The sequence below is a fragment of the Pseudomonas sp. 8209 genome (genome assembly GCF_028682105.1).
GTDB lineage: Bacteria > Pseudomonadota > Gammaproteobacteria > Pseudomonadales > Pseudomonadaceae > Aquipseudomonas > Aquipseudomonas palmensis.
This window is the reverse complement of sequence record NZ_JANIAH010000012.1, coordinates 153,085-168,777: the sequence shown is the minus strand read 5'-3', so window position 1 is coordinate 168,777 and position 15,693 is coordinate 153,085. Positions and strand designations below refer to the sequence as shown.

The following is a 15,693-nucleotide window of genomic DNA, read 5'->3' as shown; positions in this document are numbered from 1 at the left end:
TGTGAGTAAAGAAGCCGCAGTACAGCGTCACGCCCTGCCGGGCAGGTGGTAGATGTTGCTCAGCGGTCCTTGAACTGGGCCTCGCGCTTGGCGATGAACGCCGCCATGCCTTCCTTCTGGTCTTCGGTGGCAAACGCGGCATGGAACACCCGGCGCTCGAAGCGCACGCCTTCGGACAGGCTCACCTCGAAAGCACGGTTAATGCTCTCCTTGACCATCATCGCCACCGGCACCGACTTGCTGGCGATCTGTGCCGCCACCTTGAGGGCCTCCTCGAGCAGCTGCTCCTTGGGCACGATACGCGCCACCACGCCGGCACGCTCGGCCTCCTCGGCCCCCATCATGCGCCCGCTCAGGCACAGCTCCATGGCCTTGGCCTTGCCCACCGCGCGGGTAAGGCGCTGGGTGCCGCCCATGCCCGGCAACACGCCCAGGTTGATTTCAGGCTGACCGAACTTGGCATTGTCGGCGGCCAGGATGAAGTCGCACATCAGTGCCAGCTCGCAGCCACCGCCCAGGGCGAAGCCGGACACCGCGGCGATGATCGGCTTGCGGCGGTTGGCGATGCGGTCGCTGTCGCTGAACAGGTCGTCGATGTAGATCTGCGGGTAGCTCAGCTCGGCCATTTCCTTGATATCGGCACCGGCGGCGAAGGCTTTCTCCGAACCGGTCAGCACCACGCAGCCGATGTTCGGGTCGGCTTCGAGCTGGTCCAGCGCCTGGTTCAGCTCGCGCACGATCTGCGCGTTGAGGGCGTTGAGCGCCTGGGGCCGGTTGAGGGTGATCAGGCCGACCTTGCCACGGATGTCCAACAGAATGGTTTCGAAACTCATGCAAGCTGCTCCCTTCAAAGATTGCGCGCAATGACCATGCGCTGAATGTCGCTGGTGCCTTCGTAGATCTGGCAAACCCGCACGTCACGGTAGATCCGCTCCAGCGGGAAGTCGCTCAGATAGCCATAACCGCCCAGGGTCTGCAAGGCATCGGAACAGACCTTTTCGGCCATTTCCGAAGCAAACAGCTTGGCCATCGAGGCTTCCACCAGCGCCGGGCGCCCGGCATCACGCAAGGCGGCGGCATGATGCACCATCTGCCGGGCCACGGCGATGCGCGTGGCCATGTCGGCCAGGCGAAACGCCACCGCCTGGTGTTCGATCAGGGGCTTGCCGAAGCTCTCGCGTTCGCGCGCATAGTCACGTGCCACCTCGAACGCGGCCCGCGCCATGCCCACCGATTGCGCGGCAATACCGATGCGCCCGCCTTCCAGGTTGGCCAGGGCGATCCGGTACCCCTCGCCCTCCTCGCCCAGGCGATTGGCCAGCGGCACACGCACGTTCTCGAAGACGATCTGGCAGGTATCGGAGGCATGCTGGCCGAGCTTGTCCTCCACCCGCGCCACCTGGTAGCCAGGCGAGTCGGTGGGCACGATAAAGGCACTGATGCCGCGCTTGCCGGCTGCCGGGTCGGTCACCGCGAACACGATCACCACGCCGGCATTCTGCCCCGAGGTGATGAACTGCTTGCAGCCGTTGAGCACATAGTGATCGCCCTCGAGGCGCGCACGGGTTTTCAGGCTGCTGGCATCGGAGCCCGCCTGGGGCTCGGTCAGGGCAAAGGCACCGAGCATCGCGCCCGTGGCCAGCGGCGTCAGAAACTGCTGCTTCTGCTGCTCGCTGCCGAACTTGAGGATCGGCACGCAGCCCACCGAGTTGTGCACGCTCATGATGGTCGAGCAGGCACCATCGCCGGCGGCGATTTCCTCCAGGGCCATGGCGTAGGCGACATAGCCGGTGTCGCTGCCGCCCCACTGCTCCGGCACCAGCATGCCGAACAGGCCCAGCTCGGCCATCTGCTCGATAGCCTCCCGTGGGAAACGGTGCTCGCGGTCCCACTGCTCGGCAAACGGCCGCAGGCGCTCCTGGGCAAACTGGCGAACGGCGTCGCTGATCTGCTGTTGTTCATCGTTGACTAGCATGGCGCACCTCAGTCCAGACACTCGACAGCCATGGCCGTGGCTTCGCCACCGCCGATGCAGATGGCCGCGATGCCGCGGCGCAGGCCCTTCTGGCGCAGCGCGGCAAGCAGGGTCACCAGAATACGTGCGCCCGATGCACCGATGGGGTGGCCCAGGGCGCAGGCGCCGCCGTGGATGTTGACCTTGTCGTGGGGCAGGTCCAGCTGCTTCATCGCCGCCAGGGTGACCACCGCGAACGCCTCGTTGATTTCGAACAGGTCGACCTCGGCCAGGCTCCAGCCGGTGCGCTTGAGCAGCGCATCGATGGCGCCGATCGGCGCGGTGGGGAACAGTGCAGGCTCGTCGGCGAACGCCGCATGCCCGTGGATCACCGCCAGTGGCTTGAGGCCGCGCTGCTCGGCCTGGGACCTGCGCATCAGCACCAGCGCCGCCGCACCGTCGGAAATCGAGCTGGAGTTGGCTGCCGTGACCGTACCGCCTTCGCGAAACGCCGGCCTGAGCTGCGCGATCTTGTCCAGGCGGGCCTTGGGCGGCTGTTCGTCGTGGCTGACCAGGCGGGTCTGCCTGCCCTCGGTCACCTCCACCGGCACGATCTCGGCGGCAAAGCTGCCGTTCTCGATCGCCTGTTGCGCACGGGTCAGCGAGGCAATCGCAAAGTCGTCCTGAGCCTGGCGGCTGAAGCCCTGGGCCTGGGCGCAGTCCTCGGCAAAGGTGCCCATCAGGCGACCCTTGTCGTAGGCATCTTCCAGACCGTCGAAAAACATGTGGTCGATGACCTTGCCGTGGCCCATGCGGTAGCCGCTGCGCGCCTTGTCCAGCAGGTACGGGGCGTTGGACATGCTCTCCATGCCGCCGGCCACCACCACCTCGGCGGTACCGGCCAGCAGCAGGTCATGGGCCATGATCGCGGCTTGCATGCCCGAGCCGCACATCTTGTTCAGGGTGGTGCAGGTGGTGCCCTTGTCCAGGCCGGCCCCCAGGGCCGCCTGGCGTGCCGGGGCCTGGCCGAGACCGGCTGGCAGCACGCAGCCGAACAGCACCTGGTCGACGCTGTCGGCAGCCACGCCCGCACGCTCGACGGCTGCGCGAATGGCGGCAGCGCCCAGTTGCGGTGCAGTCAGGCTTTTGAGATCGCCCTGCAGGCCGCCCATGGGCGTGCGCACGGCGCTGACGATTACGATGGGATCATGGGACATGCTCATGCGGTTCTCCTGAATTACTTGGCAGCCATGCGCAAGGCACCGTCGAGGCGGATCACCTCGCCGTTGAGCATGCTGTTTTCAATGATGTGACGCGCCAGCGCCGCGTACTCCTGCGGGCGCCCCAGACGCGGCGGGAACGGCACGCCGGCCGCCAGCGAGTCGCGTACTTCCTGGGTCATGCCGGCCATCATCGGGGTTTCGAAGATGCCCGGCGCGATGGTCATCACGCGGATACCGAAGCGCGCCAGTTCGCGGGCGGCCGGCAGGGTCAGGCTGGCAATCGCGCCCTTGGAGGCAGCGTAGGCCGCCTGGCCGATCTGCCCGTCATAGGCGGCGATGGAGGCGGTATTGATGATCACCCCGCGCTCGCCGTCGGCGTCGGCACCGCCTTCGGCCATGGCCGCTGCCACCAGGCGCAGCAGGTTGAAGCTGCCGATCAGGTTGACGTTGATCACCCGGCTGAAGCTGTCCAGGCCGTGCGGCCCCTGCCTGCCCAGGACCTTCTCGGCGCCGACGATGCCGGCACAGTTGACCAGCCCGTGGAGGCTGCCAAAGGCGCTGACGGCCGCGTCCACGGCGGCCTTGGCCGGGGCCTCCTGACTGATGTCGGCCACGGCGAAACGGGCCTTGTCACCCAGGGCTTGCGCCTTGGCTGCAACGGCCTCGGCGTTAAGGTCCACCAGCATCACCTGGGCACCGGCGCCGATCAGCATCTCGGCGGTGGCGGCGCCCAGCCCGGAGGCGGCGCCGCTGACGATGAAGTTCTTGTTGGCAATTTGCATAAGGGGTCCTCAGGCGCTGGCGACGGGCGCCGGCGCGGTGTGTTGTTTGGCTATTTCCTGATTGCGCAGGATGAAACGCTGCAGCTTGCCGCTCGGGGTCTTGGGCAGCTCGCCGACAAATTCGATTTCGCGCGGGTAGGCATGTGCATAAAGGCGCTGGCGCACATGCTGGCGCAGGTTTTCGGCCAGCTCCGGCGTGCCCTCCACGCCGCTGGCCAGCACCACGAACGCCTTGATCAGTTCGGTGCGCTCCGGGTCCGGCTTGCCGACCACGGCGGCCTCGATCACCGCCGGGTGCTCGATCAGCGCGCTTTCCACATCGAACGGCCCGACCCGATACCCGGAGGTGGTGATCACGTCGTCGCTGCGCCCGACAAAGCTGATGCTGCCGTCCTGGTTCAGCTCCACCGTGTCGCCGCTGAGGTAGTACTTGCCGACGAAGGCCTTGGTCTGGACCCCGTGGTAGCCACCGAACCAGCACAGCGGTGACTGCTCGCGGTCCACCGCGAGGATGCCGGGCTGGCCGGGCGGCAGTTCGTGCTGCTGTTCATCAAGCACAACGATGCGATGACCCGGGATGGCAAAGCCGGCCGAGCCCAGGTGCACCGGGTGACGCAGGCCGTGGTGGTTGCACAGCACCATGCCCAGTTCGGTCTGGCCATAGTGATCGTGGATGGGCACCTGCAGGTGTTCGGCGAACCAGCGGATCACCTCCGGGTTGAGCGGTTCGCCGGCGCTGCTGACCACCCGCAGGCGGCCCTTGATCGGCTCGGCGAAGGCCTGGCCGGCAGCGATCAGCATGCGATAGGCCGTGGGCGACCCGGCCAGGTTGGTGATGGCGTACTTGTCGATCACCCGGCAGGTACTTTCGACACTGAACGGGCCGTCGAAGAAGGTGGTGGCCTGGCCCAGCGCCAGCGGCCCGGTGACGGCGTAGTACAGGCCGTAGGCCCAGCCGGGGTCGGCCAGGTTCCAGAAGTTGTCTTCGGGGCGCAGGTCGATGGCGTCGCGCATGTAGCCCTGAAACGCCACGATGGCCCGCAACGGCACCTCCAGCGGCTTGGCCGGGCCGGTGGTGCCGGAGGTGAACATCAGCAGGAAGGGGGCCTCCCCGGACAACAGCACAGGCGCGCAGTCGGCGCTGGCAGCGTCGAGGGCAGTGTGAAAATCCAGGTCGCCGCTGCCGGCCTGGGCATCGACGGTAATGATCCGCGCACAGCCCTCGACCTCGTCGAGCTTCGGGCGGTTGGTGCGGTCGGTGACCACCACGCGGGCGCCGGAACTGTGCAGGCGGTGCTCGATGGCCTTGGGCCCGAAGGCAGTGAACAGGGGCTGGTAGACCGCCCCCAGTCGCCAGGTGGCGAGCACCGTGACCAGCAGCTCGACGGTGCGCGGCAGCAGCCCCGCCACCCGGTCGCCCGGCCCCACGCCTTGCGCCTTGAGCACATTGGCCAGGCGTGCGGCGCGCTGCTGCAGGTCGGCAAAGGTGTACTGCGCGCAGGCCCCGTCGTGGCGCTCCCAGTACAAGGCCACGCCGCCCTCGGCGGCGTGCCGGTCGCAACACTCGACGCAGGCGTTGAGCGCACCCAGGTTGCCCGCCAGCACGGCATCGGCAGTGTGCAGGTAATCGAAAGCACGCTGCGCGTCGTGGTAATCACGCATTGCCAGACTCCTCGTTTCTTATTGTTGGAATAGAACGAATGATCTGACGATAGTCGCGCCACCAGCGCGCAGCGACAATGGCCAAAGCTGTCAATCTGGATGACTGGTTTGGCCACTGCCTGCACAGCCCCCGGGGCTAGCCCGCAGGCGGCGCGGCAGCCTCCAGCGCCGCCTGGGTCAGGCGCAATGCCAGCGCCTGCACTGCCGCCTCGCGTTCGCTGCGCAATGCGTTCATTCGCGTCAGGTACACCCCTTCCTGCAGCGTGCCCTGTTGCGCGGCCAGCACCTCGAGTCGATCCCAGAACGGTTGTTCGACCTGCTCGAACTCGCCTTCGTGAGCCTGGCGCAGGTAGGCCAGCCAGAAATCCCGGCCGCTGATGAACGTTGCCAGCTGGTCGGTCTGCTCGGCAGCCAGCACGACCCGCTGGGCCTCGTGTATCTGTGCCGGGGCCACGGCGGCCACTTCGGCGAACTGCATGTTGCGCGGTTGCCCGGGCAGGTCCAGTGCAGCGGCCAGACGGGTGCGATAGGCCAGGCTCACCTCGACCTCGTCCACCCCACGCGCCCCCTGCGTCCTGGCCTGGATGTCGGCACGCGCGAACTGTTCGACCTGTTCAAGACGAAACAGACGCCGCGCAAAGGCGAGCAACGCTTCGCCCTGCTGCTCGTTCGGGCTGTCCGCGCGCACGGTCTGAAACAGCAAATACCGCACTTCGAGCGCACTGTAGGTGGACGACACGCTGTCCACGCACGTGGTCGGGCTGGCCGCCAGCTCGAACAGTTCCTCGCGCAGCGCCGTGTGCTGCGCCATCGCCTCGAGCATGCGCCACACGCGCTGGTCCAGTTCGGCCCGGGTATGCTGGAAATCCGCCGACCCGGTCAGTTCGGTCAGCAACTGGAAGAAGTCTGCGGCGCCAGGCTCTGCAATCAGGCTGTCCCAGTAACGGCTGCGCACATCCAGCTGCGCCTCGTTCGCCAGCTCCAGCCATAGTGCGCGGGCTTGCGCAGTCGTTTCGGCACGTACCATGACACCGGCCGCAGCCTCCACCACGGGCAGCAACTGCTGCAGATCGTTGATGCGGTCCCAGGTGGCTTGCGGCAGGGGGTTACGCTGGAGCAGGTAGATGTTCAGCGACTCGGGCACGAAGAACGTCTCCGGCAACTGGGTGATGAGGTTGTCGCGCAAGTCGACCACATCCAGAAACGGACATTCGAGCAACCCGGTCGGGAACAGCTGCAGGCGCGTGCTGCGCAACCACACGTGGCGCAAGTTGTACATGCCGGCCATGTTCGGCAGGATCTCGATGGGATTGTTGTCCAGGTTCAGCACTTCAAGCCGATGCAGGGACGCAAGGGTATTGACCCCGGTGTTGCGCAGGTTGATCTGGTTGAGGTTCAGGTTCACCTCACGCAACCAGTTCATGCCGTTCAAGGCAGGCGGTATGCGCCCGAAGCGGTTGTTGGCCAGGTTGAGCCAGCGCACGCCGACAAAGCGTTGCAGGAAGCTGTTCGACAGCTCGGTCAGCCCCATGCCCACCAGGCTCAGGTCTATCACGTGGGAAAAATCGATACCGGCCCCCAGCGGCGGCAGATGCCCCACCGGCATCGCCACCAGGTTCAGGCGATAGCCGATCAGCGTGCCACCCCCATTGGTCACGCGATCGGTCTGTCGTCGCCAGCACCGGCGCAGCTCATCGGCCACCAGGCGTCGCCACTCGCGGGACTGGCCAAAGACCTCCCGACACCACAGCTGCAGGCTCGCATCGAGGCGCTGGTACTGGTCCAGCAGGCGCATCAGTGCCGTCATCGGTTCAACCGAGCCCCCCTGCAGTTCGGTCAGAAGCACATCGATCTGGAGTTGGTCATAGCCCGGGAACAGCACACGCACCACACTGACCAGGGACCGTCGTGTCGCACGGCCCCGGCCACTGAGCGGATACCCGATGCGACCGTCGGGCAAGCGCTGGGGCGGGCTGAAGCGCCCGGCCGAGCGCGCCTGTCCGATCAGTTGCGCGGCCTCGGAGGGATTGGCCAGGGCCCGCGCAGCCAGGGCCTGGCGCATTTGTGCCGCGCTGTCATGACGCGTCCAGCCCAGGGCGCGACGCTGCTCGCGCGTCAGGCAGCAGGCAATCGCCTCGAACATTCCCTGGGGAGCCGGGATCTCGTCGTCGAGCTCGTAGCCTTCAGTGTCGTACACCGAAAACTGCCCGTCGCGACGCACCAGCACGCGGGTCTGGCGGGTATCGCTGAGTGACAACTGGCGCTCGATCACCCGCCCGCTGGACGAACCTTCGCGCAGCTCCAGGTTCAGCCCGTCGGGCCAGGCCGGCATGCGTCGCAGCAAGCCGAAGGCCAGGCCCACGCTGTCGTCACTGTGCACGTTCTGCAGGCACAACCCCTCCAGCGCCCTGCTCAATCGCGCCTCACGCAAGGTGTGGCGTGCCTGCTCGGCGACCGCCAGCGGAATGCGCCGAGTCTGATCCATCATCTGGCGCTGCGTGGCATCGGCCTGCTCTGCCAGCGCCTGGGCATAGCGTCGCGCCAGCCCGGGAAAGTCACGTTGCAACAGGCTCACACGGCTATCGGCAGCGGTCAGCGTGGCCGCCTCAAGGTGCTCGAACAGTTCGAAGCGCAAGCGCGGCATCTGCTCCCAGATGTGATCGAGCTCCGAGTCCTGCCCCGCGTCTTCGACACCCTGCAGATGCTCCCTGCAGAAGGCATGGAGCTCAGGGTCCAGGCCCTGGGCATCGGTTTGCCGGTGCAGGCGCTGGAAGAATGTCGAGATGCGCGTATCGATACCGAAGCGGACCAGGGTATCGCGCAGGCGAACCGGCATGCCCCGGTTCTCTACGTGCAGGCCGCGCAAACGCGCCTCGTCCATACCGGCAATCACCATGACCTGGTCGATCTGCGCATCGCTCAGCCCTTCGGCCAGCGGGCCCAGGCGCCGCACCAGCAGGGCATTGCCCGCCCACTGCAGCGCATGCTCGCCAGGCAGGCGCCAGGCGCCTTCGCCATTGGTTTCCAGGCCGGGCGAGTAGGCTTCGGCACGCTGCGGGTGCACCAAAACCCAGCGCCCATCGCGCTGCTGAACCTGATAGGTCTGCCCTTCATGCCTGAGCCACAGCGCGCCTGCATCCTCATACAAGCCATCGCTGCGCGGCACCAGGGCTTCAGGCAAAGGGTGGGCATGACGGTAGCTTGCCAGGTCTTCGTTCCACAGCCTGTATTGGCCCGTGCTGCGCACTATCGGCATGAGGCCGTCGACGAAGGCCGAACGTTTGGCCACCGCCACCAGGCCCGCCACTCCCGCCCCTGTTGCAACGCTGGCCAGCACGTTTTCGGCCACGCCGGTCAGATGCGCCAGGGCCTCCTTGCGCTGGCCCTTGCTCCAGTCGACGGCGCCCTCATAGACCTCGTCCAGCAACTGCCCGACGCTACTGAGCAGCATGATCTGGCCAACCCCGGGGACGAACGAGGCCGCTATGCCGAGCAGGGTTTCACCTGCGGCCAGGTAGGCCTCGCGACGTGCTTCGGCCAGCGCATCGTCGACCCTGGCCGTAGGCACGGCAAGCACCGCTGCGTCGGCCTTGAGCCGGGCGATACGCCATTGCGCAAGGCTGGCGAACAACTCTCCGGCCAGCGGGTAATCGAGCAGCTCCAGGTCCGGGCGCGCCGCGTCTCGCTGCGCCTGCCAGGCCGCGCCGAAAGCTGCACGCTCCTGCAGGCTGATCAGGCTCTGGAAGTAGCTCAGGTAATCAGCCGATTTCAAGGCCAGGCCCAGATCGGTTGCACAGGCATACCAGGTCGGATACTGACGCAGCGGGCGCTGCGGATCGCCAGGCAGAAACACCACCACCTGGCGCACCAGGCCGGCCTCGGTCCAGCGTATCGCCCCCTCCAGGGGTTCGCCACGGGCCAGAAAGGCGACCGCGCCCTGTACCTGCTGCCCCAGCACCTCGATGCTGCGCACCCTTACCGGGTGCTCGGCGTAAGTCACCTGGCTCGCCCCGTCGACCACCTGGCGCAGCATGCGGTAGGCCACCTCGTCGATGTCCTTTTTCAGGTAGCCGACCTGGGCGGCCACATCCAGCTGATCGCGCTGTTCGCGGGCCAGCAGCGCATGGCGCTGGCGCTTGAGTGCGTCATCCGGCGGGTCGAGCACACTGTCCAGATGAGCCTGATACTTCTGGCCCAGGTCCAGCGTGCGGCACAGGCCGGCAAACCGCTCGGGCGCGACGCCCAGTGCCTGACCCGCAGACACGATCGCCGTGCCGCGAAAGAATCCCCAGTAGCCGCCGGCAGTCTCGCTGAAGTTCTGCAGGGCACGCTGCAACAGCGGGCTCTGGATCTCGATCGCCTCCAGATAAGGCATGGGCGTGGCCGAAAGCCCCGGGCGGTACTGACGCAGGCGCACTTCCTTCCAGTGCGCCGCACGCGTGTCCAGTTGCAGCCCCAGGGTGTCGCGCAAGGCCTTGTCCAGCAGGGGCGCAGCGAACACGTCGGGCGACTGCAGGAGCTGGAACAACTCGGTCAACGCTTCAAGCGACGCCTGATGCCGGATCAATGCAGCGCTCACTGCGCGCGCCTGTTCCCTGGATGCCGTGCGCAGCCAACCCGGCAGGCGTTCGGCGATGAATTGATCGAGAATGGTGGGATCGTCTGTGGTGCCGGTGGTTTTGCGGGTGCTCGAGGTCGGGCTCATGGCGCCTGCTCCATCAAGGGGTGGGCACCCAGACTAGGAACAGCCCCGCCGGCAAGGTAGCGGGAAGGCTTGCCTCGCGGCCTCAGCCCGAACCCAGCACGAGGCTGCGGTAATGCCCGGGATTGCACCCCGACCACTTGCGAAAGGCCTTGTAGAACGAACTGGTGTCGGCAAACCCCAGGCGTTCGGCGATCTCCACGTAGCTGACCTGCGCATCGGCCAGCCAGCCGATGGCCAGCTCGCGGCGCACGCTGTCCTTGAGGGCCTGGTAGGTCTGGCCCTGCTCGGCCAGGCGTCGACGCAGGGTGGAGGCCGACAGGCACAGCTGCTGGGCCAGTGCCTCGGCATCCGGCCACTGGCTGGCGGGCAACTGGCGCAGGTCGTCGCGGATCCGCCGCGCCAGGCTGGTGGGGTCGCGGTACTTCACCAGAATGTTGGCCGGCGCCTCGGCCAGAAAACGCTGCAGCTCTTCGGGTGTGCGCCTGAGCGGCAGGTCCAGGCAATCGGCAGCGAAAATCAGCCGCGTGCGTGGGCGCTCGAACTGCAGGTTCTGTGAAAACATCACGCGGTAGTCATCGCAGTAGTCCGGCTCGGCGCAGCGCAATTCGATGGCCAGAATCGGAATGCGCCGACCCGCCAGCCAGCAGGCCACACCATGCACGATCATCCAGAAGGTGAAATAGGTGAAGGGTCGGCGCGGCGCCTCGGCGGGTTCGCCGATCACGATTTCAGCCAGGCTCTGCTGGCGCACCAGCACCGGGTGCAGGTGCTCGAGCATCAGCGACAGAAACCCCAGCGCGCACTCCAGGCCCGCGCCCAGGGTCGGCTGGGCCATGGACGAGCGGCAGATGAACGCCAGGCTGCCGCTGCGCAGCCCACGCGGGTCCATGCAGAAGAACTCGTCGTTGCAGCGCCGCGCCAGCAGCCGCCACAGCCGGGCATAGGCACTGGCCGGCACGCGGGCCTGGGGCTGCTCCAGTTGCTGCGGGTCGATCCCCACCCGCTGCAGCAACGCCGCAGCCGCCGCGCCGGGTGCGCTGCTTTGCAACAGGGCCTCGCGCACCAGTTGCATGGAGATGGTGTCTTTCTCCTTCATCGACCCTCACTCGTGTTGCAGGTGGTGTGTGCCGGCCATCTTAGGGGGCCGACGGCAAAACGCCAACGCCGTGTCATGCCGGTGACGCCAGGCCGAGAAAGGCCTGGATCAGGCGCAACTCGCGGCGCCGCTCCAGGCAACCGAGCATGTGCTGGTTGACCAGCCCTGGCCCCTCTATGGGCCGGGCCACCACCCGCGGATCGTGGCTGGTCTCCATCGACGAGACGATACCCAGCCCCAGCTGCGCGGCCACCGCCTCGGTCACCGCTTCGCGGCTGTCGAGCTCCAGCAGCACCCGTGGCTGCACCCCGGCCCGGGCACAGGCCTGGTCGAAGGTGCGCCGGGTGATCGAGCCGGGTTCGCGCAGCACCATGATCTGCTGGTCCAGTTCGGCAAGGGGCAACTCGGGGCGGCTGGCCCAGCGATGGCCGGCCGGCAGCAAGGCACAGATACGCGACGACCCCAGGGCCTGCAGGTGCAGGCCCTTGCGCGGTTCGACCTCGGTCAGCACGGCCACGTCGGCATGCTCGGACAGCAGCGCCGCCAGGGTTTCCTGGGCATTGCCCAGGCGCAGGTTGACCGTGATGCCGGGGTAGCGCACGCGCAGCTGGGCCAGCATCGGCATGACCTGGTGTGGCCCGTCGGCGGCAACTTCCAGGCGCCCGGTAAGCAACTGGCGGTTGGCTTCGAGCATTACCTGCGCCTCCTCGGCCAGGCCGAACATCGCGCGGGTGATGGCGGCCAGGCGGGTGCCCTCCTCGGTCAGCTCCACACGCCGCGCAGTGCGCCGCAGCAGGGTGATCTGGTAATGCTCCTCGAGTGCCTTGATGTGCCCGGTAACCGCTGGCTGGCTGATGAACAGGCGCGCGGCCGCGCGAGTAAAGCTGCCCTCGCGGGCCACCGCATCGAAAGCGCGAAGCTGGAACAGGTTCATATCTATCGGCCTGACTTATGGTTGGCATAACGACAAACAATTTGATTGATGAAGCGCGCAATTGCAACGTAGGCACCGTAGTTTCAGCCCACCGCTTGCGAGGAGCATCGCCATGACCCACACCCCCGTCCTGCTGACGCCGGGCCCCCTGACCACCTCGGCACGCACGCGGCAGGCGATGATGCTCGACTGGGGCTCATGGGACCGCGAATTCAACACCTTGACCGCCAACCTGTGCCAGCAGTTGCTGAGCATCGTCAATGGCCACGCCAGCCACCACTGCGTGCCCCTGCAAGGCAGCGGCACCTTCGCCGTGGAGGCGGCCATCGGCACGCTGGTGCCCCGTGACGGCAAGGTGCTGGTACTGGTCAACGGCGCCTATGGCCAGCGCCTGGCCAGGATCTGCCAGGTGCTGGGCCGCGCATTCACCACCTTCGAGACCGCCGAAGACCAGCCCACCACCGCCGCCGATGTCCAACGCCTGATCCGCGCCGATGCCAGCATTACCCACGTGGCGCTGATTCACTGCGAAACCAGTACCGGCATCCTCAACCCGCTGGCGCAGATCGCCCAGGTCGTCGCCGAGCACGGCAAGCGCCTGATCATCGACGCCATGAGCTCGTTCGGCGCCCTGCCGATCGACGCGGCCCAAGTGCCTTTCGATGCCCTGATCGCGGCGTCCGGCAAGTGCCTCGAAGGCGTACCGGGCATGGGCTTCGTGTTCACCGACAAGGCCGCACTGGCTGGCGCCGAGGGCAACTCGCCGTCGCTGGCCTTGGACCTGCATGACCAGCATGCCTACATGGCCCGCACCGGCCAGTGGCGCTTCACCCCGCCCACCCACGTGGTGGCGGCGCTGCACGAGGCGCTGCTGCAGTACCACGAGCAAGGCGGCCTGGCGGCGCGCCACCAGCGCTATGCAAGCAACTGCAAGACCCTGCTCGACGGCATGGCGGCCATCGGCTTGCGCAGCTTTCTGCCCGCCGCCATCCAGGCCCCGATCATCGTCACCTTCCACGCCCCGCGTGACCCGCGCTACCAGTTCGCGGACTTCTACGAACGGGTCAAGGCCAAGGGGTTCATCCTCTATCCCGGCAAGCTGACCCAGGTCGAGACATTCCGCGTGGGCTGCATCGGCTGCGTCGGCCCCCACGAGATGCGCGCCGCGGTCCAGGCCGTGGCCGATGCGCTGCGGGAAATGGAAGTGCTGCACATCTGATTCCGTTTTATCCCCCTTTTCTGCGGTATACCGAACAAGGAACGCAATGATGAACTACAGCAACCCCACAAAACTGCAAGCGGCCATTCTCGACTGGGCCGGAACCGTGGTCGACTTTGGCTCGTTCGCCCCCACGCAGATCTTCGTCGAGGCCTTTGCCGAATTCGATGTACAGGTGTCCATCGAGGAGGCCCGCGGCCCCATGGGCATGGGCAAGTGGGACCATATCCGCACGCTGTGCGACCAGCCGCAGATTGCCGAGCGCTATCGCGCGGTGTTCGGCCGCGTGCCGAGCGATGATGACGTGACGGCGCTCTACAACCGCTTCATGCCGCTGCAGATCGAAAAGATCGCCACCCATTCGGCGCTGATCCCCGGCGCACTGCAGACCATCAGCGCCCTGCGCCGGCAGGGCCTGAAGATCGGTTCGTGCTCAGGCTATCCGAAGGTGGTGATGGACAAGGTGGTGGAACTGGCCGGGCGCAATGGCTATGTGGCCGACCATGTGGTGGCCACCGACCAGACCCCCAACGGTCGCCCGTGGCCGGCCCAGGCGCTGGCCAACGTGATTGCGCTGGGTATCGACGATGTGGCGGCGTGCGTGAAGGTGGACGACACCGTACCGGGCATTCTGGAAGGGCGTCGTGCCGGCATGTGGACCGTGGCGCTGGTGTGCTCGGGCAACGCGCTGGGGCTGACCCATGAAGGCTACCTGGCGCTGGATGCCGAGCAACTGGCCAGCGAGCGTGCGCGCATTCATGCGCTGTTCGAAGGGTCACGCCCGCACTACCTGATCGACACCATCAATGACCTGCCGCAGGTGGTGGAGGATATCAATCGGCGTTTGGCGCAGGGTGAGATGCCGCAGGGGGTGTAGACCGCGTTGGGGCTTTCGCCGGCAATGCCGGCTCCTGCAATCGGCAAGGCGGCTCCTGCAGGCCAGGAGCCGCCCTCGCCAGCCAAGGGCGCGCCTGGGCCCTATGCCAGGTGCCGCACCACCCACGCCGCATAACTGTCGATGAAGCTCTGCAGAAACGGCCGGGTCTTCTCCGAAAGCTTGCCATGCTCGTCGAACAGCGTCGCCGCCCCACCCACATAGGCCTCTGGCTGCTGCATGCAGGGCACATCGAGAAACACCAGGGACTGGCGCAGGTGGTGGTTGGCACCAAAGCCCCCCACCGCCCCCGGCGACACACTGATCACCGCCCCCGGCTTCTTGCTGAACACGCTCTGCCCATACGGGCGCGAGCCGACGTCGATGGCGTTCTTGAGCACCCCGGGCACCGAGCGGTTGTACTCGGGGGTCACGAACAGCACCGCGTCGCTGGCACGCACCTTGTCGCGAAAGGCCTTGTAGGCTGCGGGCGGGTCGGTGTCGATATCCTCGTTGTACAACGCCAGCTCGCCAATTTCGACGATACCCAGCTTGAGGCTGGCCGGTGCCAGCTCTGCAAGCGCCCTGGCGACCTTGCGGTTGATCGACTCCTTGCGCAAGCTGCCTACCAACACCGCAACCGAATAGACCTGGCTCATGACCACGCTCCAACCTGATCGACATAGAGAAGTGGTAGTTATAGACGCTACGGCGCGGCCCACAGGTTTTTTTCCAGGGGGACTAAACTTCCCAGGCAAAACAGTGGTCTATGGCCCATAGAGAACATTTCAGAGGGCACACGCCAAATGACAGCAGTACTGGTCGGACAATTTCATGCTCGGGATGCTGAAGGACGCATCTACCCCGTTCATGAATTTCAGGAAGCCACCCTGCAGGCCGATGGAAGTGCCGACTCCTTGCCGATCACCAGCTATCGCCTGGCCATCGGCGATCGGGTCAACCACCTGGGCGAGGATCGCTTCGAGCTGGTACAGAGCGGCGTGGAGATCACCCGTATCCCCTGATGCACCGCGCGGCCCGAGCAATCCGGCCGCGCCCTTTGCTTCAGGCAAACAAAAAGGGCGACCCTTGCGGGTCGCCCTTTTTGTGTTACCGCCAGCAGGGGCGGTGATGTTTGGTAGGCACAATTGGATTCGAACCAACGACCCCCACCATGTCAAGGTGGTGCTCTAACCAACTGAGCTATGTGCCTGCTGCGGGGCGCATTCTACTCAGGTTCAAGC

Annotated in this window: 12 protein-coding genes and 1 tRNA gene; 3 read left to right on the top strand and 10 right to left on the bottom strand. The window is 66.3% G+C overall.

What is annotated here, in order from left to right:
- Window positions 1-59 precede the first annotated feature (59 nt).
- From NP552_RS23680 to NP552_RS23645, 8 genes are all read right to left on the bottom strand, one after another.
- Window positions 60-833 carry an enoyl-CoA hydratase gene (locus NP552_RS23680; protein ID WP_043860114.1) on the bottom strand — a complete coding sequence of 258 codons (774 nt, stop codon included), beginning with the start codon at window positions 831-833 and terminating at the stop codon, window positions 60-62.
- A 14-nt stretch (window positions 834-847) separates the two neighbouring features.
- The gene (locus tag NP552_RS23675) at window positions 848-1,975 is read right to left on the bottom strand and encodes an acyl-CoA dehydrogenase (protein WP_043860115.1); all 1,128 of its coding nucleotides are present in this window, start codon (window positions 1,973-1,975) and stop codon (window positions 848-850) included.
- 8 nt (window positions 1,976-1,983) lie between these two features.
- Entirely contained in the window at window positions 1,984-3,177 is a 1,194-nt protein-coding gene (locus NP552_RS23670; RefSeq protein WP_058541898.1) for an acetyl-CoA C-acyltransferase, read from the bottom strand.
- Window positions 3,178-3,191: 14 nt separating this feature from the next.
- Window positions 3,192-3,959, bottom strand: a complete 768-nt coding sequence (locus tag NP552_RS23665) for an SDR family NAD(P)-dependent oxidoreductase (RefSeq protein ID WP_058541897.1) — start codon at window positions 3,957-3,959, stop codon at window positions 3,192-3,194.
- A 9-nt stretch (window positions 3,960-3,968) separates the two neighbouring features.
- Window positions 3,969-5,621, bottom strand: coding sequence for an AMP-binding protein (locus tag NP552_RS23660; protein WP_054915718.1), 1,653 nt, complete (start codon window positions 5,619-5,621; stop codon window positions 3,969-3,971).
- Window positions 5,622-5,757: 136 nt separating this feature from the next.
- A complete protein-coding gene (locus NP552_RS23655; RefSeq protein WP_274097206.1) occupies window positions 5,758-10,326 on the bottom strand; it encodes an NEL-type E3 ubiquitin ligase domain-containing protein in 4,569 nt (1,522 codons plus the stop codon).
- 82 nt (window positions 10,327-10,408) lie between these two features.
- Window positions 10,409-11,422, bottom strand: a complete 1,014-nt coding sequence (locus tag NP552_RS23650; protein WP_043859675.1) for an AraC family transcriptional regulator — start codon at window positions 11,420-11,422, stop codon at window positions 10,409-10,411.
- Between the two features lie 73 nt (window positions 11,423-11,495).
- A complete protein-coding gene (locus tag NP552_RS23645; RefSeq protein WP_058541894.1) occupies window positions 11,496-12,356 on the bottom strand; it encodes a LysR substrate-binding domain-containing protein in 861 nt (286 codons plus the stop codon).
- Window positions 12,357-12,468: 112 nt separating this feature from the next.
- On the opposite strand from NP552_RS23645, the gene NP552_RS23640 reads away from it, so the two are divergent.
- Window positions 12,469-13,575, top strand: coding sequence for a 2-aminoethylphosphonate--pyruvate transaminase (locus NP552_RS23640; protein WP_078480504.1), 1,107 nt, complete (start codon window positions 12,469-12,471; stop codon window positions 13,573-13,575).
- Between the two features lie 49 nt (window positions 13,576-13,624).
- Complete coding sequence (gene phnX, locus NP552_RS23635) at window positions 13,625-14,452, top strand: phosphonoacetaldehyde hydrolase (protein WP_054915714.1); 828 nt, start codon at window positions 13,625-13,627, stop codon at window positions 14,450-14,452.
- A 101-nt stretch (window positions 14,453-14,553) separates the two neighbouring features.
- Here phnX and NP552_RS23630 read toward each other — a convergent pair whose 3' ends face one another.
- A complete protein-coding gene (locus tag NP552_RS23630) occupies window positions 14,554-15,108 on the bottom strand; it encodes an NADPH-dependent FMN reductase (RefSeq protein WP_078480502.1) in 555 nt (184 codons plus the stop codon).
- A gap of 147 nt (window positions 15,109-15,255) precedes the next feature.
- On the opposite strand from NP552_RS23630, the gene NP552_RS23625 reads away from it, so the two are divergent.
- Window positions 15,256-15,474, top strand: a complete 219-nt coding sequence (locus NP552_RS23625; RefSeq protein WP_043859680.1) for a hypothetical protein — start codon at window positions 15,256-15,258, stop codon at window positions 15,472-15,474.
- Window positions 15,475-15,585: 111 nt separating this feature from the next.
- On the opposite strand, the gene NP552_RS23620 is transcribed toward NP552_RS23625, so the two are convergent.
- A tRNA-Val gene (locus tag NP552_RS23620) sits at window positions 15,586-15,662 on the bottom strand.
- Window positions 15,663-15,693 lie beyond the last annotated feature (31 nt).

Bases quoted from the DNA above. Each gene is read 5' to 3' on its own strand.
- NP552_RS23680 (WP_043860114.1), bottom strand. From the start codon at position 833: ATGAGTTTCGAAACCATTCTGTTGGACATCCGTGGCAAGGTCGGCCTG.
- NP552_RS23675 (WP_043860115.1), bottom strand. From the start codon at position 1,975: ATGCTAGTCAACGATGAACAACAGCAGATCAGCGACGCCGTTCGCCAG.
- NP552_RS23670 (WP_058541898.1), bottom strand. From the start codon at position 3,177: ATGAGCATGTCCCATGATCCCATCGTAATCGTCAGCGCCGTGCGCACG.
- NP552_RS23665 (WP_058541897.1), bottom strand. From the start codon at position 3,959: ATGCAAATTGCCAACAAGAACTTCATCGTCAGCGGCGCCGCCTCCGGG.
- NP552_RS23660 (WP_054915718.1), bottom strand. From the start codon at position 5,621: ATGCGTGATTACCACGACGCGCAGCGTGCTTTCGATTACCTGCACACT.
- NP552_RS23655 (WP_274097206.1), bottom strand. From the start codon at position 10,326: ATGAGCCCGACCTCGAGCACCCGCAAAACCACCGGCACCACAGACGAT.
- NP552_RS23650 (WP_043859675.1), bottom strand. From the start codon at position 11,422: ATGAAGGAGAAAGACACCATCTCCATGCAACTGGTGCGCGAGGCCCTG.
- NP552_RS23645 (WP_058541894.1), bottom strand. From the start codon at position 12,356: ATGAACCTGTTCCAGCTTCGCGCTTTCGATGCGGTGGCCCGCGAGGGC.
- NP552_RS23640 (WP_078480504.1), top strand. From the start codon at position 12,469: ATGACCCACACCCCCGTCCTGCTGACGCCGGGCCCCCTGACCACCTCG.
- phnX (WP_054915714.1), top strand. From the start codon at position 13,625: ATGAACTACAGCAACCCCACAAAACTGCAAGCGGCCATTCTCGACTGG.
- NP552_RS23630 (WP_078480502.1), bottom strand. From the start codon at position 15,108: ATGAGCCAGGTCTATTCGGTTGCGGTGTTGGTAGGCAGCTTGCGCAAG.
- NP552_RS23625 (WP_043859680.1), top strand. From the start codon at position 15,256: ATGACAGCAGTACTGGTCGGACAATTTCATGCTCGGGATGCTGAAGGA.